26 protein-coding genes and 2 pseudogenes are annotated in these 23,231 nt (G+C 43.6%); 12 read left to right on the top strand and 16 right to left on the bottom strand.

Annotated elements, in window-relative coordinates:
• A partial coding sequence (locus VB714_RS24105) for a helix-turn-helix transcriptional regulator (RefSeq protein ID WP_323227449.1) occupies positions 1-206 on the bottom strand: 206 nt, incomplete at its 3' end.
• 196 nt (positions 207-402) lie between these two features.
• Between VB714_RS24105 and VB714_RS24110 the strand changes: the two genes are divergently transcribed.
• Positions 403-1,380 (top strand): carbohydrate kinase, encoded by a 978-nt coding sequence (locus VB714_RS24110; protein WP_323227450.1) that lies wholly within the window; start codon positions 403-405, stop codon positions 1,378-1,380.
• A gap of 21 nt (positions 1,381-1,401) precedes the next feature.
• Here the strand turns inward: VB714_RS24110 and tsaD are convergent, their stop codons facing one another.
• Positions 1,402-2,442 (bottom strand): tRNA (adenosine(37)-N6)-threonylcarbamoyltransferase complex transferase subunit TsaD, encoded by a 1,041-nt coding sequence (gene tsaD, locus VB714_RS24115; protein ID WP_323227452.1) that lies wholly within the window; start codon positions 2,440-2,442, stop codon positions 1,402-1,404.
• Positions 2,443-2,630: 188 nt separating this feature from the next.
• Between tsaD and VB714_RS24120 the strand changes: the two genes are divergently transcribed.
• Together VB714_RS24120 and psaJ are read left to right on the top strand one after the other, a co-directional pair.
• The gene (locus VB714_RS24120; RefSeq protein ID WP_323227454.1) at positions 2,631-3,125 is read left to right on the top strand and encodes a Photosystem I reaction center subunit III; all 495 of its coding nucleotides are present in this window, start codon (positions 2,631-2,633) and stop codon (positions 3,123-3,125) included.
• A gap of 69 nt (positions 3,126-3,194) precedes the next feature.
• Positions 3,195-3,314 (top strand): photosystem I reaction center subunit IX, encoded by a 120-nt coding sequence (gene psaJ / locus VB714_RS24125; RefSeq protein ID WP_204105932.1) that lies wholly within the window; start codon positions 3,195-3,197, stop codon positions 3,312-3,314.
• 268 nt (positions 3,315-3,582) lie between these two features.
• Here the strand turns inward: psaJ and VB714_RS24130 are convergent, their stop codons facing one another.
• On the bottom strand, positions 3,583-3,858 hold the full coding sequence (locus tag VB714_RS24130; RefSeq protein ID WP_323227456.1) for a zinc ribbon domain-containing protein: 276 nt from the start codon (positions 3,856-3,858) through the stop codon (positions 3,583-3,585).
• 40 nt (positions 3,859-3,898) lie between these two features.
• Positions 3,899-5,098, bottom strand: coding sequence for a formamidase (gene fmdA, locus VB714_RS24135; RefSeq protein WP_323227458.1), 1,200 nt, complete (start codon positions 5,096-5,098; stop codon positions 3,899-3,901).
• Positions 5,099-5,326: 228 nt separating this feature from the next.
• On the opposite strand from fmdA, the gene VB714_RS24140 reads away from it, so the two are divergent.
• Positions 5,327-6,220 carry an ABC transporter permease gene (locus tag VB714_RS24140; protein ID WP_323227459.1) on the top strand — a complete coding sequence of 298 codons (894 nt, stop codon included), beginning with the start codon at positions 5,327-5,329 and terminating at the stop codon, positions 6,218-6,220.
• A 53-nt stretch (positions 6,221-6,273) separates the two neighbouring features.
• Here the strand turns inward: VB714_RS24140 and VB714_RS24145 are convergent, their stop codons facing one another.
• Positions 6,274-6,651, bottom strand: a complete 378-nt coding sequence (locus VB714_RS24145; RefSeq protein ID WP_416309782.1) for a hypothetical protein — start codon at positions 6,649-6,651, stop codon at positions 6,274-6,276.
• Positions 6,652-6,763: 112 nt separating this feature from the next.
• Between VB714_RS24145 and VB714_RS24150 the strand changes: the two genes are divergently transcribed.
• The 6 genes from VB714_RS24150 to VB714_RS24175 all read left to right on the top strand — a co-directional run bounded on the left by VB714_RS24150 (position 6,764) and on the right by VB714_RS24175 (position 12,186).
• Entirely contained in the window at positions 6,764-7,642 is an 879-nt protein-coding gene (locus VB714_RS24150; protein WP_323227464.1) for a hypothetical protein, read from the top strand.
• Positions 7,643-7,648: 6 nt separating this feature from the next.
• On the top strand, positions 7,649-8,494 hold the full coding sequence (locus VB714_RS24155) for an urease accessory protein UreD (RefSeq protein WP_323227466.1): 846 nt from the start codon (positions 7,649-7,651) through the stop codon (positions 8,492-8,494).
• A gap of 59 nt (positions 8,495-8,553) precedes the next feature.
• Positions 8,554-9,711 (top strand): AAA family ATPase, encoded by a 1,158-nt coding sequence (locus VB714_RS24160; protein WP_323227468.1) that lies wholly within the window; start codon positions 8,554-8,556, stop codon positions 9,709-9,711.
• On the top strand, positions 9,708-9,938 hold the full coding sequence (locus tag VB714_RS24165) for a hypothetical protein (RefSeq protein WP_323227470.1): 231 nt from the start codon (positions 9,708-9,710) through the stop codon (positions 9,936-9,938). The genes VB714_RS24160 and VB714_RS24165 overlap by 4 nt, the downstream gene beginning before the upstream one ends.
• 3 nt (positions 9,939-9,941) lie before the next feature.
• Positions 9,942-11,630 carry a CTP synthase gene (locus VB714_RS24170; RefSeq protein ID WP_323227472.1) on the top strand — a complete coding sequence of 563 codons (1,689 nt, stop codon included), beginning with the start codon at positions 9,942-9,944 and terminating at the stop codon, positions 11,628-11,630.
• A 136-nt stretch (positions 11,631-11,766) separates the two neighbouring features.
• Positions 11,767-12,186: a hypothetical protein gene (locus VB714_RS24175; protein WP_323227473.1), complete on the top strand. Its 420-nt coding sequence runs from the start codon at positions 11,767-11,769 to the stop codon at positions 12,184-12,186.
• Positions 12,187-12,412: 226 nt separating this feature from the next.
• On the opposite strand, the gene VB714_RS24180 is transcribed toward VB714_RS24175, so the two are convergent.
• From VB714_RS24180 to VB714_RS24200, 5 genes are all read right to left on the bottom strand, one after another.
• Entirely contained in the window at positions 12,413-13,717 is a 1,305-nt protein-coding gene (locus VB714_RS24180; RefSeq protein ID WP_323227474.1) for an ATP-binding protein, read from the bottom strand.
• A complete protein-coding gene (locus VB714_RS24185) occupies positions 13,714-15,135 on the bottom strand; it encodes a tetratricopeptide repeat protein (RefSeq protein WP_323227475.1) in 1,422 nt (473 codons plus the stop codon). Before VB714_RS24185 ends, VB714_RS24180 begins: the two co-directional genes overlap by 4 nt.
• A 105-nt stretch (positions 15,136-15,240) precedes the next feature.
• Entirely contained in the window at positions 15,241-15,654 is a 414-nt protein-coding gene (locus tag VB714_RS24190) for a DUF6575 domain-containing protein (protein WP_323227477.1), read from the bottom strand.
• Between the two features lie 163 nt (positions 15,655-15,817).
• The gene (locus tag VB714_RS24195; protein WP_323227479.1) at positions 15,818-16,948 is read right to left on the bottom strand and encodes a tetratricopeptide repeat protein; all 1,131 of its coding nucleotides are present in this window, start codon (positions 16,946-16,948) and stop codon (positions 15,818-15,820) included.
• Entirely contained in the window at positions 16,921-17,391 is a 471-nt protein-coding gene (locus VB714_RS24200) for a hypothetical protein (RefSeq protein WP_323227480.1), read from the bottom strand. The genes VB714_RS24195 and VB714_RS24200 overlap by 28 nt, the downstream gene beginning before the upstream one ends.
• Before the next feature lie 199 nt (positions 17,392-17,590).
• Between VB714_RS24200 and VB714_RS24205 the strand changes: the two are divergent.
• Positions 17,591-17,833 (top strand): annotated as a pseudogene (locus tag VB714_RS24205) (YbaK/EbsC family protein); the annotation flags it as partial.
• Between the two features lie 79 nt (positions 17,834-17,912).
• Here VB714_RS24205 and VB714_RS24210 read toward each other — a convergent pair.
• From VB714_RS24210 to VB714_RS24230, 5 genes are all read right to left on the bottom strand, one after another.
• Positions 17,913-18,674 (bottom strand): hypothetical protein, encoded by a 762-nt coding sequence (locus tag VB714_RS24210; protein WP_323227483.1) that lies wholly within the window; start codon positions 18,672-18,674, stop codon positions 17,913-17,915.
• On the bottom strand, positions 18,671-19,726 hold the full coding sequence (locus VB714_RS24215) for a Rieske 2Fe-2S domain-containing protein (RefSeq protein WP_323227485.1): 1,056 nt from the start codon (positions 19,724-19,726) through the stop codon (positions 18,671-18,673). Before VB714_RS24215 ends, VB714_RS24210 begins: the two co-directional genes overlap by 4 nt.
• Before the next feature lie 10 nt (positions 19,727-19,736).
• On the bottom strand, positions 19,737-20,237 hold the full coding sequence (locus VB714_RS24220) for a hypothetical protein (RefSeq protein WP_323227486.1): 501 nt from the start codon (positions 20,235-20,237) through the stop codon (positions 19,737-19,739).
• 13 nt (positions 20,238-20,250) lie between these two features.
• Positions 20,251-20,613 carry a hypothetical protein gene (locus VB714_RS24225; RefSeq protein WP_323227487.1) on the bottom strand — a complete coding sequence of 121 codons (363 nt, stop codon included), beginning with the start codon at positions 20,611-20,613 and terminating at the stop codon, positions 20,251-20,253.
• Between the two features lie 154 nt (positions 20,614-20,767).
• Positions 20,768-21,061 (bottom strand): hypothetical protein, encoded by a 294-nt coding sequence (locus VB714_RS24230; protein WP_204103199.1) that lies wholly within the window; start codon positions 21,059-21,061, stop codon positions 20,768-20,770.
• Between the two features lie 459 nt (positions 21,062-21,520).
• Between VB714_RS24230 and hpf the strand changes: the two genes are divergently transcribed.
• Complete coding sequence (gene hpf / locus VB714_RS24235; RefSeq protein ID WP_323227489.1) at positions 21,521-22,225, top strand: ribosome hibernation-promoting factor, HPF/YfiA family; 705 nt, start codon at positions 21,521-21,523, stop codon at positions 22,223-22,225.
• A 61-nt stretch (positions 22,226-22,286) separates the two neighbouring features.
• Here the strand turns inward: hpf and VB714_RS24240 are convergent.
• Positions 22,287-23,231, bottom strand: a pseudogene (locus VB714_RS24240) (C-3',4' desaturase CrtD); the annotation flags it as partial.

Here is a 23,231-nt window from a genome sequence, read left to right on the forward strand (position 1 = left end):
CATTGCAATGCCCAACGGACTAAGGCGACGCGATTCTTGGTTAATGTTTTCGTTAAAATATTGCTGATGTGGTTATCTACCGTTCTCTTGCTAATTGCCAATTCGCGAGCGATTTGATGATTGGTCAACCCATTAGACACGCATTCGATAATCTGTACCTCCCGTTCCGATAGCGATATCGGCGAGTTGAACTTACTTTCAGACATAGAAGCTCTACCCTTAGTTATTTTTACTTATTCTGCACCAATTTTAGCGGAAACCCGATCGCCCTTGCGTCCTTTATTGATAATTGTTCATTGATGATTGATAATAATTCATCGATCATTGTTCAATCTCAATCGATCGCCCGTTCCGAATCAATGAGACAATAAGAGCGAATCTCTATCGAAAAGTAAAGGTTGTATGAGTCATCTGCGTGCGATCTGTTTGGGTGAAATCCTGTTTGATTGTTTGGCGGATCGAGTGGGAACTTCTCGAGAAGAAGTCCAAAATTGGACTCGTTTTCCGGGGGGAGCGCCTGGAAATGTAGCCAGTGGTTTAATGAAGTTAGGTACACCTGCTGCATTTATTGGCTGTGTCGGGCAAGATGCCGATGGAGAAGAATTGGTTCGTTTGCTACAACGATTAGACGTAGATTGTCGAGGCGTTCAATATCATCCCACGGCACCAACGCGGGAAGTGTATGTTTTACGTCAAGAAAATGGCGATCGCCTTTTCGCTGACTTTGGCGAAAATGCCCCCGATACTTTTGCTGATGCTTATTTAGATAGTTCGCAACTTCCCGTCGAACTCTTTCAGGCTGCCGAATACTTGGTCATTGGTACATTAGAATTGGCTTATCCTCAAACACGAGAGAGTGTATTTCGGGCTTTAGAACTGGCAGACGAATACTATCTCAAAATTGTTTTGGATGTGAATTTGCGACGGATGTTTTGGGTTAATCCCCAAGAATCTTATCGTTTGATTAGTTCTTTATGGCAAGCCGTTGACTTTATCAAATTTTCTGGGGAAGAAGCGCGTTATTTTTTCGGAACCGCCGATGCAACGACAATTTTCTATGAGATCGATTCTGCGGAAGGTGTTATCGTCACCAATGGGGGTAGCGGCAATATTTCCTACTGTTTAACCGACAATTCCGGCGCGATCGCGCCATTTAATATCCCTGTTAAAGACACAACAGGGGCAGGAGATGCCTTTGTTGCTGGGTTGATTCATCAATTTTGTCAGCGCGGAATTGGTTGCTTGCAAGATGCCGATATGGCTCGAGAAATTGTTACTTATGCCGCCGCCGTAGGTGCGATCGCCACCACTCGATCGGGTGCCATGAATGCTCAACCCACAGCATCGGAAGTCGATATATTTTTACAAAATAATGGGTAATCATTAAATTTTGCCTATTGCCTACAAATACAATTCTGCCACCTCTGTGACCGCCATGCGCGATCGCGCCCCCAAGGTAAGAGGGGAGGTTTCCCCGCGATTAAAACGATCGGCAGCAGCACAGGCGATCGCGGCGGCATTATCGGTGCAAAGATTTAACGGGGGACAGTAAACTTGTAAGTTATGCTGGGTCGCGGCTTCCTGAAGATGCTTTCTTAAAGCACTATTCGCCGCCACCCCTCCCCCTAACACGATCGCCTTTAATTCGTAATCTAAAGCGCAAGCAATAGTTTTTTTCACCAGCGATCGCGCCACGGTTTCTTGAAAACTGGCAGCCAAATCCGCGATCGGCAATTCTTCTCCCTCTGCCTCTAACTTTTGTACTAACCGCAACATCGCTGTTTTTAAACCGCTAAAACTGGAATCATAGGGATGATAGCCCCCTTCCGGCTTAGATACCCGTCCTTCCGGTAAAATAAAGGCTTGGGGATTGCCCTGTTTGGCAATTTTATCGATCGCAGGTCCTCCAGGATAGCCCAACCCCAATAACCGCGCCACCTTATCAAAGGCTTCCCCTGCCGCATCGTCTCGCGTTGCCCCTAACTGCTCGTATTGTCCGCCATCTCGAACGCGAATTAAGCTAGTATGACCCCCCGATACCAATAAACATAAAAACGGTGGTTCTAACTCAGGTTCGTTCAAATAGGCTGCATAAATATGCCCCTCAAGGTGATGAACCCCCAAAAAAGGCAGATTGCGAACCATCGCTAGAGTTTTCCCTGCCGTCATTCCCACCAATAGCGCCCCCACTAACCCAGGGGCGCAGGTTGCCGCGATCGCCGCGATCGCAGACCAATCTAACTCAGCCTCCTGAAAAGCCGCCTCAATACAGAAATTAATCGTTTCAAGGTGCTGTCGCGAGGCCACCTCGGGAACTACCCCCCCATACTGTTGATGAATTTTGATCTGGGAAGCGACAATATTACTCAAAATCTGGCGATCGCGCACGATCGCCACGGCGGTTTCATCACAACTGGTTTCGATCGCTAAAATTGTTGCCATTCTTCTTTGTAGATTCTCTTCTTTTTAATATTTCTTAATAATATGATAAAAACCTTGGTTAACATTACCTCATCAGAGTAATATTGCATCAATGTACAGCATCAATGTACAGCATCAATGTACAGCATCAATAGCTGGATGCTTTTGTACAAAGATAGATTGTTTTGTAACAAAAGGTAACATTTTTTATGCGAAAGTTATTGGCATTAATTTTGGTGGCCGCATTGTGGTTCAACTTTGCTCCGGCAGCATCGGCAGATAGCAATCTCGTTCCTTGTAGCGAGTCGGCAGCCTACCAGCAACGGGCGAAAACTTTTGTAAATACCACCAGCGATCCCCTTTCCGGTCAAGCTCGGGCAGAACGTTATTCTGAAGCACTTTGCGGTGTTGATGATGGTTTGCCCCGTTTGATTGTTAGCGGTCGTTTGGATCATGCGGGAGATTTTACGATTCCTGGACTCCTGTTCCTTTATATTGCAGGTTGGATTGGCTGGGTTGGTCGTTCTTACCTCATTGCCATGCGCGGTGAAAAGGATGCAGAGATGAAAGAAATCATCATTGATGTTCCTGTCGCTATCAAGTTAATGATCGGTGGATTTATTTGGCCTTTGGCAGCAGTTGGCGAGTTTACATCAGGTCAGTTAACCGCTAAGGATTCAGAAATTACAGTTTCACCTCGTTAGCTTTCTGGCTTATTCGGATTCGAGTTTAATTTTTCAGTTGTTTCGTTTATTATTTGGAGAGTCGTCACAATGGCAAAATTCCTTTCTAGCGCCCCGGTCTTACTTGCGGCATTGATGACCTTTACTGCTGGACTTTTGATTGAGTTCAATCGCTTTTTCCCCGATCTGCTGTTTCATCCTATGCCGTAGGAAATTTGCGTAATACAATTACTGTAATACAATTTCCGCCACAGATAAATCACAGATAAACTAAAAAATTGAGTGTTGTTGGAAACTCGCAGTTCTTCAAGAATTGCGGGTTTTTTATCAAAAAACTGGGTTTTAAACCCCGTCCTCTTTTACTTGGTGCGATATTTCTCTCAAATTTATGGTGTTAGCTTATCCCGAACTCAGGTTACTTAAATCAATGTGAAGGTAGCCTTTTGATGACTACCTTTTTCAGATAATCTAACAATTTTTACAATCTCTCGGGAGAATGAGAGATCGCCCAAGGCCGTCCGCTTTTGATACTTTGGTATCTTGGAGATGCGGGAGAACTTTTTTGTTTAACGAGACGAGGTTCTGGCGACGATCGCGGCAAACTCCCCGCATTGAGATTGATATTAGGGGCGCAAAAAATACGTTGGGCGATCGCATTACAAGTGGGACAATACATCGGATTATCAAACTCAGCTAAGGCTCGTAATGCTTCAAATTCACCACAAGTATCGCATCGAAATTCATACAAAGGCATTGGTTTTCTAGATAATGGATAATTGCTAGTTTCTCCTGTTTTAATGAGGGAGAATATCCTGCTCGAAAATAGAGGTCGGCAAAGCTAAAGTACAACAAGCATTGGGAATATCAACAATACCGCTAATTCGACCCTCAACGGGAGCGCAACTTAATAGTAAATAAGCCTGTTCCCCCGTAAAACCAAATTTCTTGAGATATTCGATCGCATTGAGACAAGCGCGACGATAGGCGACATGAGCATCAAGATAGTATTGTTCTCCGGTAAACTCATCAACAGAAATACCTTCAAAAATCAAGTATTCTGAGTAATGCGGTTCCACTGGACCGGGTTTAAAAATGGGGTTAATCATGCTGTATTTTTCCATCCCACCTTTAATAATATCGACATGAAGATCGATATAACCCGACATTTCGATCGCACCACAGAAGGAAATTTCCCCATCTCCTTGAGAAAAATGAATATCTCCCATCGATAATTTTGCCCCATCAACATAGACGGGAAAATAAATGCGGGAGCCTTTAGAGAGGTTCTTAATATCGCAATTTCCCCCATGTTCTCGCGGTGGTACTGTCCTTGCTGCTTCCCCCGCTACGCGATCGAAGTCTGCCCCTTTTAACGTCCCTAAAATCGCATTTTCTGGATTAGGTAAGGCTGCATAAGGAGTCATTTTCGGTTTCCACGAGGGTAATTTATCATTGGCTCCTTTCTCCACTAATGCCCGTTCTCGCGCGTTCCATGTTTCCAGTAGTTTTTGTGAGGGAGCGCAACCAATGAGACCAGGGTGAGTGATACCCGCAAAGCGCACCCCAGGAATATGCCGAGAACTCGCATAAATCCCTTGTAAATCCCAACAGGCTTTAGCGGCATTAGGAAAATGATCCGTGAGAAAACCGCCGCCATTTTCTTGGGCAAAGATGCCCGTAAAGCCCCATTCATCCCCTGGTAAAGCCCCAATATCTAACAAATCAACCACAAGAATATCTCCAGGTTGAGCGCCGTTAACATGGATAGGACCGCTAAGAACATGAACTACAGTGAGGTCTACATCGCGAACATCGTTGGGATCGTCATTATTTTTGATCTGTCCATCGGTCCAATCTTTGCACTCAATGCGGAAAATATCCCCAGGGTTTACCGATGCGATCGCGGGGATATCTGGATGCCATCGATTATGACCCACCACCTCTTGTTCTAACATGGATTTCGAGAGATCGACTTTGAAAAGTGTTTCTGGCATGGTTTTCTGGTAATAAATTTTGTTTTCATCATGTTGCGTCTTGTTAAGTTAAAATAAAAATGCTTGACAAATTAACTTGACTTAACAAGATTAAAATCCAGCGATCGCAATTTTAGGCATTCCCAGTCAAGACAATCGCGTTTTTAGACTAAAGTGGGATTTCATTTTATATCTTGACTGATTAATGGATTACCTAAACGTAACAATAGCTACAAAGATGCTCTTTTTATGACTCAATCTATTACACCAGACCAACTCAAAAACTTAGCACCCAACGCCACATCTCCTGGACAAATGGAGGAAAATAGCAATCCTCTCGGGGAATTTATCCAAGAAACCCTGGCTTTAACCAAGCGTCTTTTCATTCAACTCAAGCGCCGTCCCAGTACCCTCATGGCAGGTATTGTACAGCCATTAATGTGGTTGATTTTGTTTGGGGCATTATTTTACAATGCTCCTCAAGGATTTTTAGGTACAGATATTAGTTACGGCAAATTTCTCGCCCCTGGAGTGATTGTTTTTACGGCTTTTTCTGGCGCATTAAATGCAGGTTTACCAGTTATGTTCGATCGCGAGTTCGGATTTCTCAATCGCCTTTTGGTTGCCCCTCTCGCTTCTCGTTATTCCATTGTTGCAGCTTCTACTTTATACATTATCAGTCTTGCTTTTCTACAAACTGTGGCGATCGTTGTGGCTAGTGCTTTGATTGGTGCAGGTTTACCAAGTCTTGCGGGTTTAGGGGCGATCGCGGCGATCGTTTTTCTCATTGTTGTGGGAGTAACTGCGTTAAGTTTGAGTTTAAGTTTTGCTCTTCCTGGACATATTGAACTCATTGCTGTTATCTTTGTCACCAATTTACCTTTACTATTTGCCAGTACCGCCCTTGCACCCCTTTCTTTTATGGCCAATTGGTTGCAGTGGATAGCATCTTTAAATCCTTTAACCTATGCGATCGAACCCATTCGCTATCTCTACTTAAATGACACTTGGGGACTCAATAGTATTGTTATGAATGCCCCTTGGGGATCGATGAATTTTGCCACGGTATTACTCGTACTGTTAATATTTGATGCAATTGTTTTGACTGCGATTCAACCTTTATTACAGCGTCGTTTAGCCTAATTTCAAGGAAGAAAGAATGAGAAGAAGATCGGGTAATGAGAAAAATCAATCACTTATAATTCATTGCGCCTTCCTAACTCGAAAATACCACAACAAAAACAGCCCAAAATACCGATACTAATTGCCCAACTATGACCTAAACTCAACTCCGTCCCATAATCGCACAGGAAACCAACGAGTAAGAAAGGAAAAATCGCAAAAATTGACGCATAAAAAGCGTTTTGGGATTCTCGCGCCGGACGAGTACGCTCGAACTCCTCGGCAGACAAATAAAGGGAGCGATCGGCAAAATTAAACCAGCGATCGAACATTTCCACAAACCATTCTCGTAGGGAAGCTAACCCCAAATACAAGGCTAAAGACCACAAGGAAGAGCCTGCAATTAAGGCTGTATCGATTTCAATCCGAAAGGGTAGTAGTTCGTTTAAGATCATCGAACCCAGCAATAAAGTTAAAAAATGTTTAAATTACTTTTAAGCAATTGTAACAGACCGTTGAGACAGCCATCATCTATGCTAGATTCAAGCGCTATTAAAATTCAACATGAACCCGATCGCGAAAATTGTTACCTTTTTAGGACTCAGTAGTTTATTCCTGGCACTTCCCTCTCCTGTCCTGCGCGATCGCGGCATAACTTTTCTCGATCTCAAGGCGATCGCGCAGGATAATTCTAATAATTTTGATAATTCTATTGTACCGACTAACCTCGAGCTAGAACTACTGGTAAAAACCATCGAAAATTTCTTTGCTGGCGATCGCTACCAAACCGAATCACAAATTAGCTTAGAGGGAAAAGGTAAAGAATTTAGCGTCACCATCCGCGCTCGATCTACAGCATTTATCGATCGCTCTCAAAAGTTCCGTTCTCAATTTGCTTTTGTGAATGATTTGGGGGAAATACAACAAGAATATGAATTTATTTCTGATGGAAAGCAGGTTTGGTTATATGATAAAACTAGAGCGCAATATGCCATTTTTACCCTAGAAGAATTTTTTGAGTCTGATAATTCTATGGCTTTAGGAATATCGTCTTTTCTGTTTATTGAATTTGCCAATTTTATCAGCAATCTGCGAGAAACTCAAGGACAAGAGTTTTCCTTAGCGCAAATTTTGCAAGAGGCGATCGCCAATAACAATATCTTACTGCAAAAAACTGCTCACCGATGGAACAATCGAGAATATAGTGTTTATGAATTTAGCGATCCCAGTGCAGATTTTAATATGAGTTTATGGGTAGACTCAGAAACGGCATATTTAAAGCAAATTATAGCATCTGGAGGAGAGGAAAATATTGAAGAGTTTATCTTACAAGAAAATATTATCCGCCGTCAAGAAATACCTAGTTCAGAGAACATTACTTTCCAATTTATACCACCAAGTAGTGTCCAAAAAACTGAAACAATTAATATTTTTGATTTTTAGAGTTAAATGATTGCACTTCCACCGGATTCAAGTTGGCAAGGTCGCCTAGAATTAGTCTATGAAAAAAAAGGTGATTCTACACAAATTTTGCGTGCTTTCAATCAAGCACCTTTAAAGGTACAGCGCCCGTTTTATCCCGAAGGAAAGCACATTTGTCATACAGTTTCCTTACATACAGCAGGAGGAATTGTGGGGGGCGATCGCCTCGTTCAATCCTTCCAATTAAACCCTAAAAGTCGAGTTTTAATCACAACAGCAGCAGCAGCAAAAATTTATGGTAGCAAGGAAAAACAAGCCAATCAAATCATCACTGCACGAGTAGAAGAACAAGCATTTTTAGAATGGTTGCCTCAAAGTACAATTGTCTTTAATGGGGCGATGTATTGCCAAAAAATGCGAGTAGAATTAGCAGATCGGGCAGGGTTTTTCGGTTGGGAAATCTTACGTTTTGGACGTAGTGCGAGAGGAGAGAAATTTGTTCGAGGAGAATGGCGATCGCATTTAGAAATTTGGCGAGATAAAAAGCTACTCTGGTGCGATCGCCAATGGTTGCCAGGATGTGAAGAAACTTACACGCATCCCCATAGTTTAGGAGGATATCCTGTTGTCGGTCATTTAATTTGGTTTGGAGGTTTAGACATAGAAAAGGCAATTCTTCCTGTTAATCAACTCCGGACAAATAATCAAGGAAAAGGAGAAGCAGGAGTCACAAAAATGCAAGAAAATGGCTTACTTTGTCGCTATCGTGGGACATCAGTGACCGAGGTAAAAAACTGGTTTATACAAACTTGGCAATTTTATCGTCAAGCCGACTTTGGAGAGAAGGCGATCGCCCCCAGAGTTTGGCTTTAGGATAATTGCTCTAGCATTAAGAAAGAAGAAAATCTGTTAAAATATCGATATTTAGCTATATGCCAAACACGAATAAACTCGAACGCATTTCTATTAAAGGTTTTCGCCGATTCCAAGATATAGATTTAGAAATGAGAGATTTAGTCGTCGCGATCGGAGCTAATGGTTCGGGGAAAACCTCTTTTTTAGATGTATTTTCGCTCTTGTCAGCTTCGGCCAATGGTCAACTATTAGATACATTACAAATTCAAGGTGGTTTGAATGAAATTTTAACGAGAGGGCGATCGCGGGAATTGGAAATAGGTGTTTCGATGAACGTTCCGGATTATGAACCTTTGCAATATAATTTAGTTCTATCTCCAAAAGGTTTCGCTTACGAAATCAAACAAGAAACCTTAACTCAGCATAGCGATCCTTCACAAAACGAACCGTTTAAATATATAGATTCTTATCGATCGCGAATTCAGTATTTTAGTCAAGAAGATAGAAAACTTGTAACTCCTAATTGGGAACACAATTATCTAGAAACCTCCCTTGCTCAAGTTCCCAAAATGTATCATCAGCCTGAAAATTTGAGAAAAAGTTTAGGATCTTCGAGTTATTATGGGGCATTAGATGTTTCTCCTCAAAGTCCGATTAGATTGCCTCAAGCAATGCGTCCGTCAAAGTTACCGGGGGCAAATGGTGAAAATTTAGCCTCTTGTCTTTACAATTTGAGAGAAACCAATCAAGATGATTTTGAAACGATTGAAAGTATTCTTTCTACGGCTTTCTCTGATTTTGAAAAATTAAATTTTCCTCCAGTTGCGGCAGGAACTTTGTCGATAACATGGAAAGACAAAAATTTCAGCGAACCCATTTATATGCACGAACTCTCGGAAGGAATGCTAAGATTTCTTTGGTTAACTACTCTCTTACAAAGTGATAGTTTAAGTCAAATTACATTGATTGATGAGCCAGAAGTCAGTTTGCATCCCGAACTGTTACAACATTTAGTCTATTCTCTGAGGGAAGCCGCAAAATATACACAATTAATTGTTGCCACTCATTCAGATCGATTAGTGCGATTTCTCGAACCCCATGAGATATTAATTTGCGATCTTGAAGAGGGGGCAACGACAATGACTTGGGCTGATACTCTCGATCTTGAAAAGTGGTTAGAAGATTATACTTTAGATCAATTATGGGCAATGAATATTCTCGGAGGTCGTCCATGAAAATTGCAATTTTAGTAGAAGGAAAGACAGAAATTGCATTTCGACATAAACTTCGCGCTTTTCTCGAGACAATTTTGGTGGATAAAACAATGCCCAAACTTAAATTTATTCCTTATAATGGTCGCATTCCTAAAGAAGATAAACTAATACGATACTCGATTAATGATAGGATTATGTCAAAATGTATCGAGAACGCAATACTGGGTTATGACAGTCGGGATAACTGAATAATGGCTAAATTTGTATTTGTCACTGGGGGAGTCGTCTCCAGCATTGGAAAAGGCATCGTTGCTGCCAGCTTGGGACGATTGCTTAAATCTCGCGATTACTCGGTTTCTATTCTGAAACTCGACCCCTATATTAATGTCGATCCCGGTACGATGAGTCCCTATCAACATGGAGAAGTTTTCGTCACTGAAGATGGGGCAGAAACCGACTTAGACTTGGGACACTACGAACGCTTTACCGATACCTCTATGTCTCGTCTCAATAGTGTCACTCAAGGCGGTATTTTTCAAGCCGTTCTCAATAAAGAACGTCGAGGCGATTATCAAGGGGGAACCGTTCAAGTTATTCCTCATATTACCAACGAAATTAAAGAACGGATTAAGCGCGTTGCGACCAATACCCATTCCGATGTCGTGATTACAGAAATCGGCGGTACCGTTGGCGATATTGAATCTCAGCCCTTTTTAGAAGCAATTCGGCGCTTTCGTAAAGATGTGGGACGAGATAATGTTCTTTTCATTCATGTTACCCTCATGCCCTGGATCGCGGCGGCTGGAGAAATGAAAACCAAACCCACCCAACATTCCGTCAAAGAATTGCGATCGCTGGGCATTCAACCCAATATTTTAGTTTGTCGCAGCGATCGCCCGATTGAACTAGGCATTAAAGAAAAACTCTCAGAATTTTGTGATGTTCCAGTGGAATGTGTGATCACCTCTCAAGATGCCAGTAGCATCTATGAAGTCCCCCTGATGTTAGAACAGGAAGGATTAGCAAAGCAAACATTAGAACACCTCAAACTAGACCAGCGCCTTCCGGATCTCACTCAATGGCAAACCCTTGTGGAACGAATGAGAGCGCCTCAAAATTCCCTTGAAATTGCCTTAGTGGGAAAATACGTCAAACTCAGCGATGCCTATTTATCTGTCGTTGAAGCCCTCGGCCACGCCGCGATCGCCCTCAATAGCGAGGTGAATATTCGTTGGGTCAGTGCGGAAGACATTGAAACCAAAGGTGCAGAAACTTACTTACATGATGTTCATGGCATTGTCGTTCCAGGAGGGTTTGGCGTTCGTGGAGTAGATGGTAAAGTAACAGCGATCCAATATGCCCGCGAATGCGATATTCCCTTTTTGGGTCTTTGTCTGGGGATGCAATGTTCTATCATTGATTGGGCGCTCAATATTGCCAAGTTAGATAATGCCAATAGTGCAGAATTCGACGGCGAAACCCCCAACCCGGTCATTAATCTTTTACCAGAACAAGAAGATGTCGTAGATTTGGGCGGTACAATGCGTTTGGGTTTATATCCCTGTCGTCTCACTCCCAATACCCTCGCCCATTCTCTCTACCAAAAAGAAGTGGTTTACGAACGCCATCGCCACCGCTACGAGTTTAATAATGCTTATCGCAATCTTTTACTGGAAACAGGCTATACCATTGGGGGAACCTCTCCCGACGGGCGTTTGGTGGAAACTATCGAGTTGAGCGATCGCAAATTCTTTATCGCCACGCAATTTCACCCCGAATTTAATTCTCGCCCCAATCGTCCCCATCCTCTCTTTCTCGGCTTTATCAAAGCAGCCCTCGGTCAAAATGTGGAAATATCCGCTTCTTTGCGATCGGAACTCGAAACCCCAACCAGTCAGGCTTATCCAAATTCTACGGAACGAACAACGGTAAAGGTATGATAATTGATAATTGAGATCGGAGGATAGCGAATCGAATTCGCCTCTCTTGGTAGAATTTCCCTTGCGTCTCTCGCCAACGAGGGCTTCCACCGCAGATTCAATCAACCTGTTGATAATTGTTTAGGGATGAGGGTTCGTGGCACATTGGGTCAAGATTAAATACGAAAGGCAACATTATATTGTCAATCTCGATCGCATTAGTGCCTTTGCCTCCTCTCCTAATGGGAGAGTCACTTTTTGGTTGCCCGATAGTTCGATTCCCATTATAGTGATACAGCAAAATAGTCCAGAAGACTATCAAAAGATACAAGACTATATTCAGGCGATCGTCGAAAATTCTCTACTGGGCTGTTGGATGCGCCTCTTTTACGATCGCTGCGAATATTTTATCAATCTCCACCAGATCGGGAGTTTCGCTTATACCGCTAATGGCAAACTCACCTTTTGGATTCCCGATTCTTCTGTACCTATCATTTTAACTAAACAAAACGATCCAGAATCCTATGAAAAAATCAAAGATTTTATTTTCAAAAAAACTGGAGAGATTTTACCCTGAGTGAAAACCAATCTTATTCTTTTCAAGGAGATGGGGATCAGCAACCCTTGCAGATGAAGGTGGGCGATCGCGGCATACAGCGAAAAAGCGCTTTGCCAGTTGCCGCAAATCTCGTTTAAATCTGAAAGTGAGGTCGATTTGAATCGGTGTTGGTTCACTCGGCATCAATACCCTCCCACATTTGTGACAAGGGAAGTGTTTGATCTGTCAGTGTCTCATGTAAACCCTAGCGAAGTCCTGTCACCACGACTTCATCTGGGGTATCGTCAGGATCTTCAAGTTCGTCCTCGTTTTCCCCAGAGAGTAACGGTAGGGATTCGTAAACGGTAGCATCGTCACGATCGCCTCTCTGGGCTAGGTCTGCTTCTTCCAATCGTTCTAAATAGGGCATTAGTTCGCTAAAACTGCGAAAGCCTAATTGTTCGAGGTCTTCTATGGCGATCGCCTCATCGGATAAGCTACCCCGTTGCGCTAAAAAGAGGCGAACTTGCTCTTCTCTGGCGTTTAATGCAGCTTGTTCGCGCAAGGTTCGAGAAGCGGCTTTTAAGCCTCGATCGAGAACATCTGAAGTGATTTTATCTACTTGCAGATCGGCTGCTGTGGAGAGGACGGCATTTCCCAAACGGTTGAAGAGACGGGGTTTGCCGAGGGAAATGGCACAAAAACGCTTTGCTGCTTCTGGGGTAAAAGGCAAAACACAACGCGGATCGTGGCGATCGGTGCAATCGTTGTCAATTCGCGCACTGCTGAGATAATTGATCAGCATTTGATAAGTCGTTTGCGAATCGAGTTCTTTTAAGGGGAGTTGCAGGTCAAACAAACCTCGTTCGCTGGTTAATAAGTCCCCGGCCATACCTTGAGGATGCCCTGTTAACATAAACCATGCTCGTCCTTTCAACATTCCTTGAGCATCGTGCATCAATTGTCGCACTTGACGGGGATTTTGTTTATCGAGGTCGTCAATGGCGATAACAACCCCATCAGGATATTTATTTTGCGCCCTTTCTAAGAGTGTTTCGAGGCTGACAGTAGGATATTGTGATTTAGTAATGGGTAAGTCTTTCTCGCTTATCTTGCTTGTGGCTACCGCATTTACACCAACTTCAGCACTGCGTTCTTTTACTACTTTATCGGTGGGAATTCCCATTTGATAAAGTTGACTTTGCGCCCAATTATCATCGGACATTTCTCTAGCGACGGCAATGAGTGCGGTTGTTGCGAGGTCTAAGTTTGCGGGGAGGGAAATATACGCGGTCAGCATTTTAGGACGTTTGCGGCGCAAAACTGACAGCACTTCCAGCAAAAAGGTACTTTTGCCGATTCCGATTTGACCATAGACCAAAATGCGGCGACGTTCGCGACTTTGGAAGAGATTAAAAACTTGTCCCAGTTCCTTTTCTCGTCCAGTGAAAATATGATTGAGGGTTTCACTTTCGAGATCGATGGGACTTTCAGTAAAGGGAATTTCTCTGAGTCCTAAGCGCTCAATATTGCCCGCAGACTGGTCGAAAATATCGTCAGCAGTGGTCATAAGTACACCTCGTTTGCTTGTCGTTTCATGGCTTTTTCTGCGGCTTGATAGCGATCGCCTATTTTCGCTGCCCGATCGCCTTCTCCTAACTGATTGTAACTGTCGCGGGCTATCTGAAGTTCTTTCATTCCTTTTTGCAAAAATCCTTGGGCAATAAGGACGCTTCCCAATCCTGCGCGGCTTTGGGCGATACCGAGGGCATCGTTTAAATGCTGATAGAGGCGCAGGGCATCGCGATAGTATATACGGGCATTATCGCGATCGTCGAGGGTTTCGTGGGCGCGTCCGGTTTGAAAGAGGGCGTTTGCATGAGCCAGGCGATCGCTTCCTGTACTGAGTTGGTTAACACTATTGAGCAAGAGTTGTAGCCCTTCTTGCCATTGTCCATCGCTGATGAGACGACTACCTAAGATCGATTGAGTAGCAGGGAGTGCTTGCCACATTTTTTGGCGATCGTAGTGTTCGGGGCTAATGGCATCTAAGGCAGTTTCATAAGCCTGCAAAGCCTGTTCTAAGTCGTTAGGGTTCTGGCTGCGATCGTAGCGACGAGAGAGGGCTGTTCCTAAACGATACTGGGAATCGATGAAGTCTGGACTACCGGGAGGGGAAATTTCTAGGGCTGACTGTAGCAGGGTAATAGCTGTATCTAAATCTTGGCTATTTTCAGTTAATTCGGAACGTTTTGTTAGTGTTTCTGCTAAATTGCTTTGATTGATTGACCACTTGTACGGGTATGCGTCGCGAGTGAAAACTTGGGCAGCTAATTCATAAGCTGAGAGTGCTTGTTCGAGATTGTTGATTCTCTCCCCTAAAATTTGCTCTCGGTAAACATTTGCTAAATTATGTTGAGTTTCAGCCCAATTTTCAGGGAATGCCTCGCGAGTTGTTATCTGCAAAGCTAATTCATAGGCTGCGATCGCCTGTTCGAGATTATCTGCCCTCTCTCCTCGAATTCGGTCACTGTAGGCAATTGCGAGGTTATTTTGCGTTGCAGCCCAATTTTCAGGGAATGCCTCGCGAGTTCTTACCTGCAATGCTAATTCATAGGCTGCGATCGCCTGTTCGAGATTATCTGCCCTCTCTCCTCGAATTCGGTTACTGTAGGCATTTGCGAGGTTATTTTGCGTTGCAGCCCAATCTTCAGGGAATGCTTTGCGAGTAAAAATTTTTAGTACAAGTTGAGAGGCTGTAATGCTCAATTCTAAATTTAGCTGACGATTCCCTAGAGGAAACTCCTGAATAAAAGCACCAAAAACAGAAAATAGTACTGCAATATTCCATTGCTCTTTTGATGTTTGATTTGCAGTTAACTTCGCAAACACTAAAGGGAATGCTTCCAATAGAGATTCATCTAACTTGGCTAAATTCGACTGAAAAAATTGATGTGCTTCTGTTTTGCTTATCTTCGTCTCAGCCATGTGCTTTCTGAATGCAAGCATCAATTTACGCGCATCCCGTGTTGGTATTGTCGTTTGTGTCCCAAAGCCTTTTTTCTTCTTACCCATAACCTTTCCCAGTCAATATCACAATAATTTAGAACCAGAAACAGCAAGACTGTTTTCAATCAATCCATCTTCAGGAATTAAATAATCATCTTCAGGAGGAAGTATTTCCGAGTCTAATTGTTCGGGTGAGAGAACCTCTACCAATGCGCGATTGTTATCATGCAGTAAATGAACCAAAAACACTCTTCCATCCTCTGCATTTTTATAAATACTCCTCAAATCAAACCGACCGGAAATGACACTCGCAATCCGACTCTCAGATACCGACGAATAGAGCCAGAGACTTTCATTTTCTCCCTCATCAGCCCAAAAAGCAATATAACGAGTTCCCGACGCATTCTCTGCAATAAAAAGGCGGGGTCCATCATACCAATCGAGAACTTTAATTATTTCTAGCTTACCCAGCATTGTGTTAAGTGGTAGAAAACTCATATTCGTCTCAACTCATCTCACCATTATACAGGTATTTAGATTTTCTCTTACGCATTAGCGAACAAGATGCCCGCACTACCATAGAAAGAGAATACAGTAGTGGGAGTCCCAATCCGCCAGAGATTTTTAATCCCCGACGGATCGCAACTGAGATATAAGTTCATTAACCAAGATTAGGGAGTAATTGCGGCAGAAGTTGACCAGGAACTTGAGACAGCGCGAGATTTTGTCCTTGGATTCCACCTTGTTTGTAGAAAGCGCGGACAGTACGAATAATATAATTTAATGCCGTTTGATAACTGTCTGAATCTTGGGCAACATTATTTAATGTTTGTAGATGAGCCTGTAATGCGAGTTCTAAGAAGTGTATTTTTTCGGATTTAGAGAGAGAAAATTGCTCTTCTGTTCCTAATTGATAGCAAACCAAACCCAGATTATTGTAAGTGCCTAAAAAGTTAAAATTAACCTTAACTGGGGGAGTTTGACGATGGAGATGATGGGCGAGTTGCGTGGCAATTTGATATGCTTCTATTGCTCTTTGTAAATAGTCTTGTTTTTGAATCGTTTCTAGTCCATCCGTAGCCGTTAAATGCCAATATGCCGTCCCTAAATTGTTTTGGGTTGCCGCACAAGCAGCCGGAGCGTTTTCCCCCGTGCGATAAATCGAACTCTTCTCATAACAATCGATCGCCGATCGCAAATGATTTTCTCGTGTTTCGTGTTGCGATAAATTCCAATATGCAGTACCTAAATTATTTTGGATCATCGCCCAATTGAGGGGATCGCCTTCAGGATCGTAGTATTTTCCCGCTTCAGTATAAGCCGCGATCGCCGCTTGTAAATTTTCTGGGGCGTTCTCATGTTGCGCCAAATGCCAATAAGCTGTACCTAAATTGTTTTGAGTCGAACCATATTTGAGGGCGTTATTTTCCGCCGTGCGATAGTACAATGCTTCCTCATAGGCGGCGATCGAATGTCGCAGGTTTTTCGCCAAATCTCGATAGCGAGCCATGTCGCCATAAGCCGCCCCTAAATTATTCTGGATCATGGCATAGGTTTGGGGCATGGCGGTGCGATCGCCCAAAGTCGCGATCGCCTCTTGATAGATAAAGAGTGCCTGTTCTAAGTCAGGATACGCCTGTTCGGGACGATCGGGACGGCGCGATCGCAGCCAATAAAAATTGCCCAGATCGTTATAAATTTCCGCCGCAATGGGAAAAGTTTCTTGATACTGTAATGCCTGTTCGTAGGCCTGAATTGCTTCCGTTAGGGTAGCGCGATCGGCTTCTGCCAAAACTCCGGCACAGATTGACGAATATTATTAAACCAAGGTTTGGACACCCAAAGCAAAAGACTGAACTCTACTTTTTTCAAGTGACGTTCGATCCATCGTAAGGTACGGATAAAGCGCTGTTGTACGCTTGCACCTTGACGGGTTAACTCCTCAATGCCAACAATTTCAAAAGTAGGATGAGGGAGAGAGGGTGTCGAGTGGGGGTTTTGTTTGAGAAAAGTGGCGATCGCCGCCAGAAAGTTAGGATTATTGACATCTAAGGTTAATTTAACTAAAGGAGAAGGGCGATCCATGTCCCCCGTGTGCAACTGTTGGGAAATGCGATCGCGCAGTCCGATATTATCGCAAACAGCAAAAAAGATTTGACGGCGCAAACCAACTTGTAAGGCCTGTTGCAAGCGATGATAATTAGCCATATTTTTTGAGGTGGAAGATGCAGACATGGACAAATTAAAATTATGTTGAGTCTTAAAATTGAGGCTTAAATTATGAGTTATCTTATAGCTACTAACTACAATCTTGTTTCTCCATAATCTGCACGTTTTTGCTTTATTCTTTCCTCAAATCCTAAAGCCCTCCTTTTTTTCCCATGAAAAAAACTAATGCTGTCCGTTTACTGGATAATTTGAGAATCTCTTGCAATCTGGCGATCGCAAAATGGAAATGGTAGCGCTGAAAGAAGTGCAACCTCTAACAGGTTATATTCGCGGAGGAGTGACGGCATTAGCCAGTAAAAAAGAATATCCCGTTTATGTCGATGAAATTGTCGGGATATTCGATCACATTGCTGTTTCTGCGGGAATGCGAGGATGTTTAATTTGGCTTTCTCCTCGGGATTATTTACAAGCGGCTAAAGGAATATGCGGGGAAATTTCCGAATTTTAGTCGATATCTGCATTAGCGCGATCGCCAAAAACAAAGAGCAAATTTGAGTGATTGAGGGTGGGCTTTACCCACCCTTGTTTTAAACCAATTCGTAGGTATCGGGATCGGCTTTGAGGATGAACATATCCCCTGCTTGAATCACTTCTCCTGTAATGCGAACTTCATCAGCAACCTTGTCGAGAATGCGATCGTTGACGGCTTTTCCCTCGCGATCGCTTAACACAAAGTACATCTTTTCTCCCGCTTCATTTTCCACCAAAAAGATAGGAGGAACACCGCCACTAATACAGCGAATAGCACAACTGCGGTGAATTGCGGTGCGTCCCCGTTTCATCACTCCAGGATAGCATTTACTATCAAGAATTTCCCCCACCAGGGTAAACTCACCCAAGGATCTCTCCCGATCGGGAGTAGGGGCATTTTCTGGGGTATCGATCGCCTCAACTGATTGCGTGGCTATCACCGTCAAACTATCCCGATGGATGGTGATTCCTGTTAAACTCACCCATTGACCTGCTTTTTCCAGATCGGACTCATCCACGCCACTTTTATCCGTATCCATGAGAATATAGCGGGAATACTTTACCCCTGTTCCCGTCTCTCCCGATCGCGGTACGAGGAGATGGGGAACCGGTTTCGCTAGCAGGATCCCTTCTGTCTCGGATCTGCCTGCAAAACGCCCTTCGTTGAAATGGTCGTGAATGCCAGGAAGTAGCAATGCTAACGCGATCGCGATCGCTGCCAGGAGAGGGATAAACCACAACAGATGGCGCAAAAACCCCGAGGGCATTTTGCCATAATTAACATAAAATTCGTCTTTTTTACGAGGATTTTGGGTCATTGCGCCACCTCCACGGGAATAATAGCGGGGTCAACTTGGGTACCAGGAGGATGAGGAATTGTCTTAACGAGAATGCGATCGCCTTCCAGTTTGACATCAAAGGTGGGAATTTTTTCGGTAAAGGGGGGTGGAGATGCCCCAGAATCGGGTATATATTGATAGCCATGCCAAGGACAGGTAATACAGCCGTCAATAATTTTGCCTTCTCCTAAAGGACCATTTTGATGCTGGCAAACATTGGAAACGGCGGAAATCTTATCCTCATATTTAAACACGGCCACCCGTTCCCCTCCAATCGTGACGACTTTAGCGCGGTTGTTGGGGATATCTGCAATGCAGCCAATTTCGACATATTCGGCATTAGTTTTGGCCAAATCTGGGCGATCGCGCTGCACTTCTCGCCATCCCGCAATTAGGTGCAATCCCAGAATCCAAACCAATCCTAACCCTACCAGAATCGTCAGTAAAGGGTCGCGATTCGATTGCAAGGCACCCAGGACCACATGACCGACTAACAGCCCATAAGCGAGGTAAACCCCCATGTGTAGGGCTTTCCAAACGGGAGCCGTTAAATTGACCAACCAAAAATCGTGACTGGTAGCAGCCATGAATAAGAAGATCCCTAAGGCCACAACTCCCAGTATTTCAAAGGGAAAACCGGTCAAGGAAAAATAGTTGGTATTGCTAACAAACACACTGGTTGTCGGGTCTAAATTGCCGAAACCGTGATAGCGAAATCGTACCAGACGGGCATGATTGACGGCGAGGGCAAACATAGTTACTCCCATGTGTCGCCGATTGAACAGGAGGGGATAAAACTTGGGACTCAGCCGCGAGAGGGGTCCAATGGAGAGAATAACGTGGAGTAAGATAAAGGCGGCGGAACCATAGGCGCGAATTCTCAGACCAAAATTATCGGGACTGGGATAGGGATCGATCTGTTCGGCGATATAGCGAAAGAGAAAGATATAAAGGGCAACCAGTCCCACCAAAATCAGATCGTAAACGATCTTTTGACGATTCCACTGAATCGACTTATAGTTAACACTCACAATTGTCTCCTTAAGGTTTTAATTCGGAAGGGAATTCCCACGCAGCAAGCAATTCTTGCCCGGTTTGGCTGTAAAGGATGAGATAGCCGTCATTTTCTGCGATCGCATCGGGGAGGATAAATTGGCGACGAGAGGTTCCCGCTAAGGAACCGAGAAGGAGGGCGCGATCGCCCAATTCTTCGGGTTTGCTGGCGGTTTCATCCCAATACATCAACAGATCGGGGCTGAGAATAGGGCGATTTGGTTTGAGAATGAGAACGAGGCGATCGCGGGAATCGAATTGTGTTGCAGCCTCGAGGGAGATCGAACTACTTTTCAAGGTTGTACTGGCGATCGCTTCTTCTTCCGTCGCGATGACAAAACCCGCCTCTTCAAAGAGGGAGGTTGTTTCGGGACTGGTGGCGATCGTGTAGTCTGGGCGCAGGACGATGCCAGCAATAAAACACAGGGACAAAAGAACGCTCAAAACAGCGAAGGCAAAAAAGTGAGTTTTACGATGAGAGAGAAGCATGAATCAATATCCTTTACAATGCGTGTTTGGCGGCTTCCCTGCGATGGGCGTTTTGTTCCTTGGGATGAGTTTTTCCTCGTAATAGCCGCAGCAAAAATAACGGCCAGAAGAGGGTGACACCGGGGATAATTAGGATGCGAAAGAAAATTGCCAGATCGACAATAATGGCATTAACTCGTTGCAGAAATGAGGGAGACTGGTTTTCCTCATGGGAACTATTCCCACTCTTAAAACTACCGATGACGGATTTCACGGCGGGATCGACTCGAGGAATCAAAAAGAGAACAAAGGCGATCGCAAAAATGAAACCCGCAGCTAGATAAGCGCGGATGAGATTAAGTCCCCATTCAACTACTGCAATTGCGGTACTATTCATAGTCAATTTGCATGAAAGCGCAATTTTACATTTTGTCTATTTTGGCGCGAGAGGTGTCCAATATTATGAGAATATTCTGAAAAGTTTGCATATATTAATCTTATCGGTGGCATTTTATTGGCGATCGCATTTTTGCCAGCATTATAACTCAGCATTACAACCACGTGGCAACCAAGCGTAATTCTTCAGGAATGGGAACATCAACTGAAAATTCGAGCATCACTTCGCGATCGCCTAAATATCCCGATTGCTGAAACGATAATAACATCCGTGCTAAGGCAATCCAAACCTCGCGATCGTACTCCCAGTCACAACCTCGAACCGCATAGCAACTAATCGATTTTAACGCCCAAAAATAACTATTCCGCACAATCGAACCGCCCTTTTTATAAGAGGGAAGATCCTCAATGTTAATACAGAGAATATCATCTTTAACGGTAGCTCGCATCGTCTTATCACAAATTGTTACTTTTAGATATTGTAGGGGGGGCGCGATCGCAGAAAATACTGATATCTCGGTTTTTTCTCTCGCATACTCAGTATTATGAATATATTTTAGCGGGATTGTTGCAAATCATTAAGGAGGTGTTGTATAGTAATGTCAACAGATGCGAAGGATAGTAAAGAGAAATCAAAGGTTTGGATTCTGTCCAATACAAAGTGCTAGGGTGATAGATATAGAAACAATTCGTTCAAGCTAATCATACGCTCCCGAACGAATTATTCTCAATCAAGAGGAGGACATCTCTTTACTGTCCACCCTAGTCAAAAAGAAGCAAACCAAGGGGAAGCAAATCAAGGGGAAGCAAACCAGCGAACCCATCTCCCTTTTCTAGAAGAAGCGATCGTTTAATTACGTGCTGTTTTTTCAAGAGTGATTTTACGTTTATTCAATGGAGTAATCAATATGAAGCTGTTAGTTCAGGGCAATAACATCACCGTCACTGAAGCCATTCATCTTTACGTGCAAGAAAAATTAGAAAATGCGGTCAGGCACTTTCAAAACATTACAACAAAGGTTGACGTTCATCTGTCTGTAGCGCGAAATCCCCGGATCAGTGATAGCCATAAAGCCGAAGTTACTGTCTACGCGAATGGAACAGTAATTCGGGCGCAGGAAAGCAGCGAAGATTTATATGCGAGTATCGACATGGTATCTGATAAGATTACTCGCCAACTCCGCAAATACAAGGAAAAACATTTCCTCAAAAATCATAAACCTTCTAAAGCGGAAGAGTTAGCAACACAACCTCCCATCGCCACAAATATCGAGGATTTAATTGGCGATCGCCAACCCGAATTGCCTTCTGAGGTGGTTCGCATGAAGTATTTTGCCATGCCCTTGATGACCATTGATGAAGCATTAGTACAACTGCAATTAGTGGATCACGATTTTTACGTTTTCCGTAACAGCGAATCCGATGAGATTAACGTGATCTATATGCGAAATCATGGGGGATATGGCGTAATTTTACCTCGTGAAAGTAGTGTTAATGGAAATCATGCCCATGAGAAAAATGGTCACAAGGAAAATAACAAGGAAAATAGCAAAGTTTCTGAGATGTTTCTTGATGAAGAACAAACTTCAGAAATTCCACCAGCACAAGTTTGAATTAAATACCTCTCCTTTTCCAAGGAGGGTTTAGGAGAGGTAAAAATAGGACAAAATTTAGTTATTGAGTGCAAATTTGTCTGACTGCTGTTAACCCGGAGTAACTGACTCCCGCAGTGCCTTCTCCTGGATGCGTTGAATCTCCCACCAACCACAGATGTTGAATGGGGGTTCGTGTCCCAAAACCGAAGGGACCAAAGGTAGAAAGGCGCTGTCCCACTCCTCCGACATAACCTTCTTTTCGTCCAGTAAAATGGGCAAAGGTGCGAGGGGTAGCTACTTCTTGATGCAGGATAGTTGCAGAGGTGAGGTGAAAATATTCACCCAGACGGGCGATCGCCTCGCGAGTATATTTTTCTTTTAATTGTTCGTAATTTTCTTTGCTTCTTTGCCACCATTGTCGCGTATCAACGAAGGAAGAAGCAATGATTGTACCTTGTCCCTCGGGGGCGCGTCCATCTCCTGGTTTGCTAACAGAAACGAAAAGGGAATTATTCTCGCCAATTTCCCCCGCGTAGTCGTAGAGAAATTGTAAATGCGGGGGACAATTTTCAGGAATAGCAGCGCGATCGACTCCCAAATAGACTACAAATGCCCCAGAAGGAGAGGAAAGTTTATCAATTCTGTATTGGTATTTTTCCCAATTTAAGAAAGAAGTTGGCGGAAAAAATGAGGAAGATAGGGGCTGCGATCGCGCCTTATCTTCTACTAATTCCTGTAAGTTTTGTACCGTGACATTGGCGATGATTTCCTCTGCTTCTTCCTCCCAAACTTCTCCAGTTTTAAGATTGCGGATCGTGACTCCTGTTGCTTTACCGTTTTGAACATGAATTTTTTCAATACTGTGACGCATTTGAAGTTCTCCTCCGTGCTTTTTGAGGGCTTCAACGAGGCGATCGCTTAACACCTGCATACTACCTTCAAGGTGATATAATCCTTGAGGGGCTTGGGAAACACCTAAAGCCGTTGCTGCATAAAGTAAGGCTGTTTCATCGGCATTGACTTG

The sequence above is a fragment of the Spirulina sp. 06S082 genome, assembly GCF_034932145.1.
Taxonomy (GTDB): Bacteria; Cyanobacteriota; Cyanobacteriia; order Cyanobacteriales; family Spirulinaceae; genus CCY15215.

Excerpts from the sequence above, each read along its gene's own strand:
- VB714_RS24110 (WP_323227450.1), top strand. The coding sequence starts at position 403 with ATGAGTCATCTGCGTGCGATCTGTTTGGGTGAAATCCTGTTTGATTGT.
- tsaD (WP_323227452.1), bottom strand. The coding sequence starts at position 2,442 with ATGGCAACAATTTTAGCGATCGAAACCAGTTGTGATGAAACCGCCGTG.
- VB714_RS24120 (WP_323227454.1), top strand. The coding sequence starts at position 2,631 with ATGCGAAAGTTATTGGCATTAATTTTGGTGGCCGCATTGTGGTTCAAC.
- psaJ (WP_204105932.1), top strand. The coding sequence starts at position 3,195 with ATGGCAAAATTCCTTTCTAGCGCCCCGGTCTTACTTGCGGCATTGATG.
- VB714_RS24130 (WP_323227456.1), bottom strand. The coding sequence starts at position 3,858 with ATGCCTTTGTATGAATTTCGATGCGATACTTGTGGTGAATTTGAAGCA.
- fmdA (WP_323227458.1), bottom strand. The coding sequence starts at position 5,098 with ATGCCAGAAACACTTTTCAAAGTCGATCTCTCGAAATCCATGTTAGAA.
- VB714_RS24140 (WP_323227459.1), top strand. The coding sequence starts at position 5,327 with ATGACTCAATCTATTACACCAGACCAACTCAAAAACTTAGCACCCAAC.
- VB714_RS24150 (WP_323227464.1), top strand. The coding sequence starts at position 6,764 with ATGAACCCGATCGCGAAAATTGTTACCTTTTTAGGACTCAGTAGTTTA.
- VB714_RS24155 (WP_323227466.1), top strand. The coding sequence starts at position 7,649 with ATGATTGCACTTCCACCGGATTCAAGTTGGCAAGGTCGCCTAGAATTA.
- VB714_RS24160 (WP_323227468.1), top strand. The coding sequence starts at position 8,554 with ATGCCAAACACGAATAAACTCGAACGCATTTCTATTAAAGGTTTTCGC.
- VB714_RS24165 (WP_323227470.1), top strand. The coding sequence starts at position 9,708 with ATGAAAATTGCAATTTTAGTAGAAGGAAAGACAGAAATTGCATTTCGA.
- VB714_RS24170 (WP_323227472.1), top strand. The coding sequence starts at position 9,942 with ATGGCTAAATTTGTATTTGTCACTGGGGGAGTCGTCTCCAGCATTGGA.
- VB714_RS24180 (WP_323227474.1), bottom strand. The coding sequence starts at position 13,717 with ATGACCACTGCTGACGATATTTTCGACCAGTCTGCGGGCAATATTGAG.
- VB714_RS24185 (WP_323227475.1), bottom strand. The coding sequence starts at position 15,135 with ATGGCTGAGACGAAGATAAGCAAAACAGAAGCACATCAATTTTTTCAG.
- VB714_RS24190 (WP_323227477.1), bottom strand. The coding sequence starts at position 15,654 with ATGAGTTTTCTACCACTTAACACAATGCTGGGTAAGCTAGAAATAATT.
- VB714_RS24200 (WP_323227480.1), bottom strand. The coding sequence starts at position 17,391 with ATGTCTGCATCTTCCACCTCAAAAAATATGGCTAATTATCATCGCTTG.
- VB714_RS24210 (WP_323227483.1), bottom strand. The coding sequence starts at position 18,674 with ATGACCCAAAATCCTCGTAAAAAAGACGAATTTTATGTTAATTATGGC.
- VB714_RS24220 (WP_323227486.1), bottom strand. The coding sequence starts at position 20,237 with ATGCTTCTCTCTCATCGTAAAACTCACTTTTTTGCCTTCGCTGTTTTG.
- VB714_RS24225 (WP_323227487.1), bottom strand. The coding sequence starts at position 20,613 with ATGAATAGTACCGCAATTGCAGTAGTTGAATGGGGACTTAATCTCATC.
- VB714_RS24230 (WP_204103199.1), bottom strand. The coding sequence starts at position 21,061 with ATGCGAGCTACCGTTAAAGATGATATTCTCTGTATTAACATTGAGGAT.
- hpf (WP_323227489.1), top strand. The coding sequence starts at position 21,521 with ATGAAGCTGTTAGTTCAGGGCAATAACATCACCGTCACTGAAGCCATT.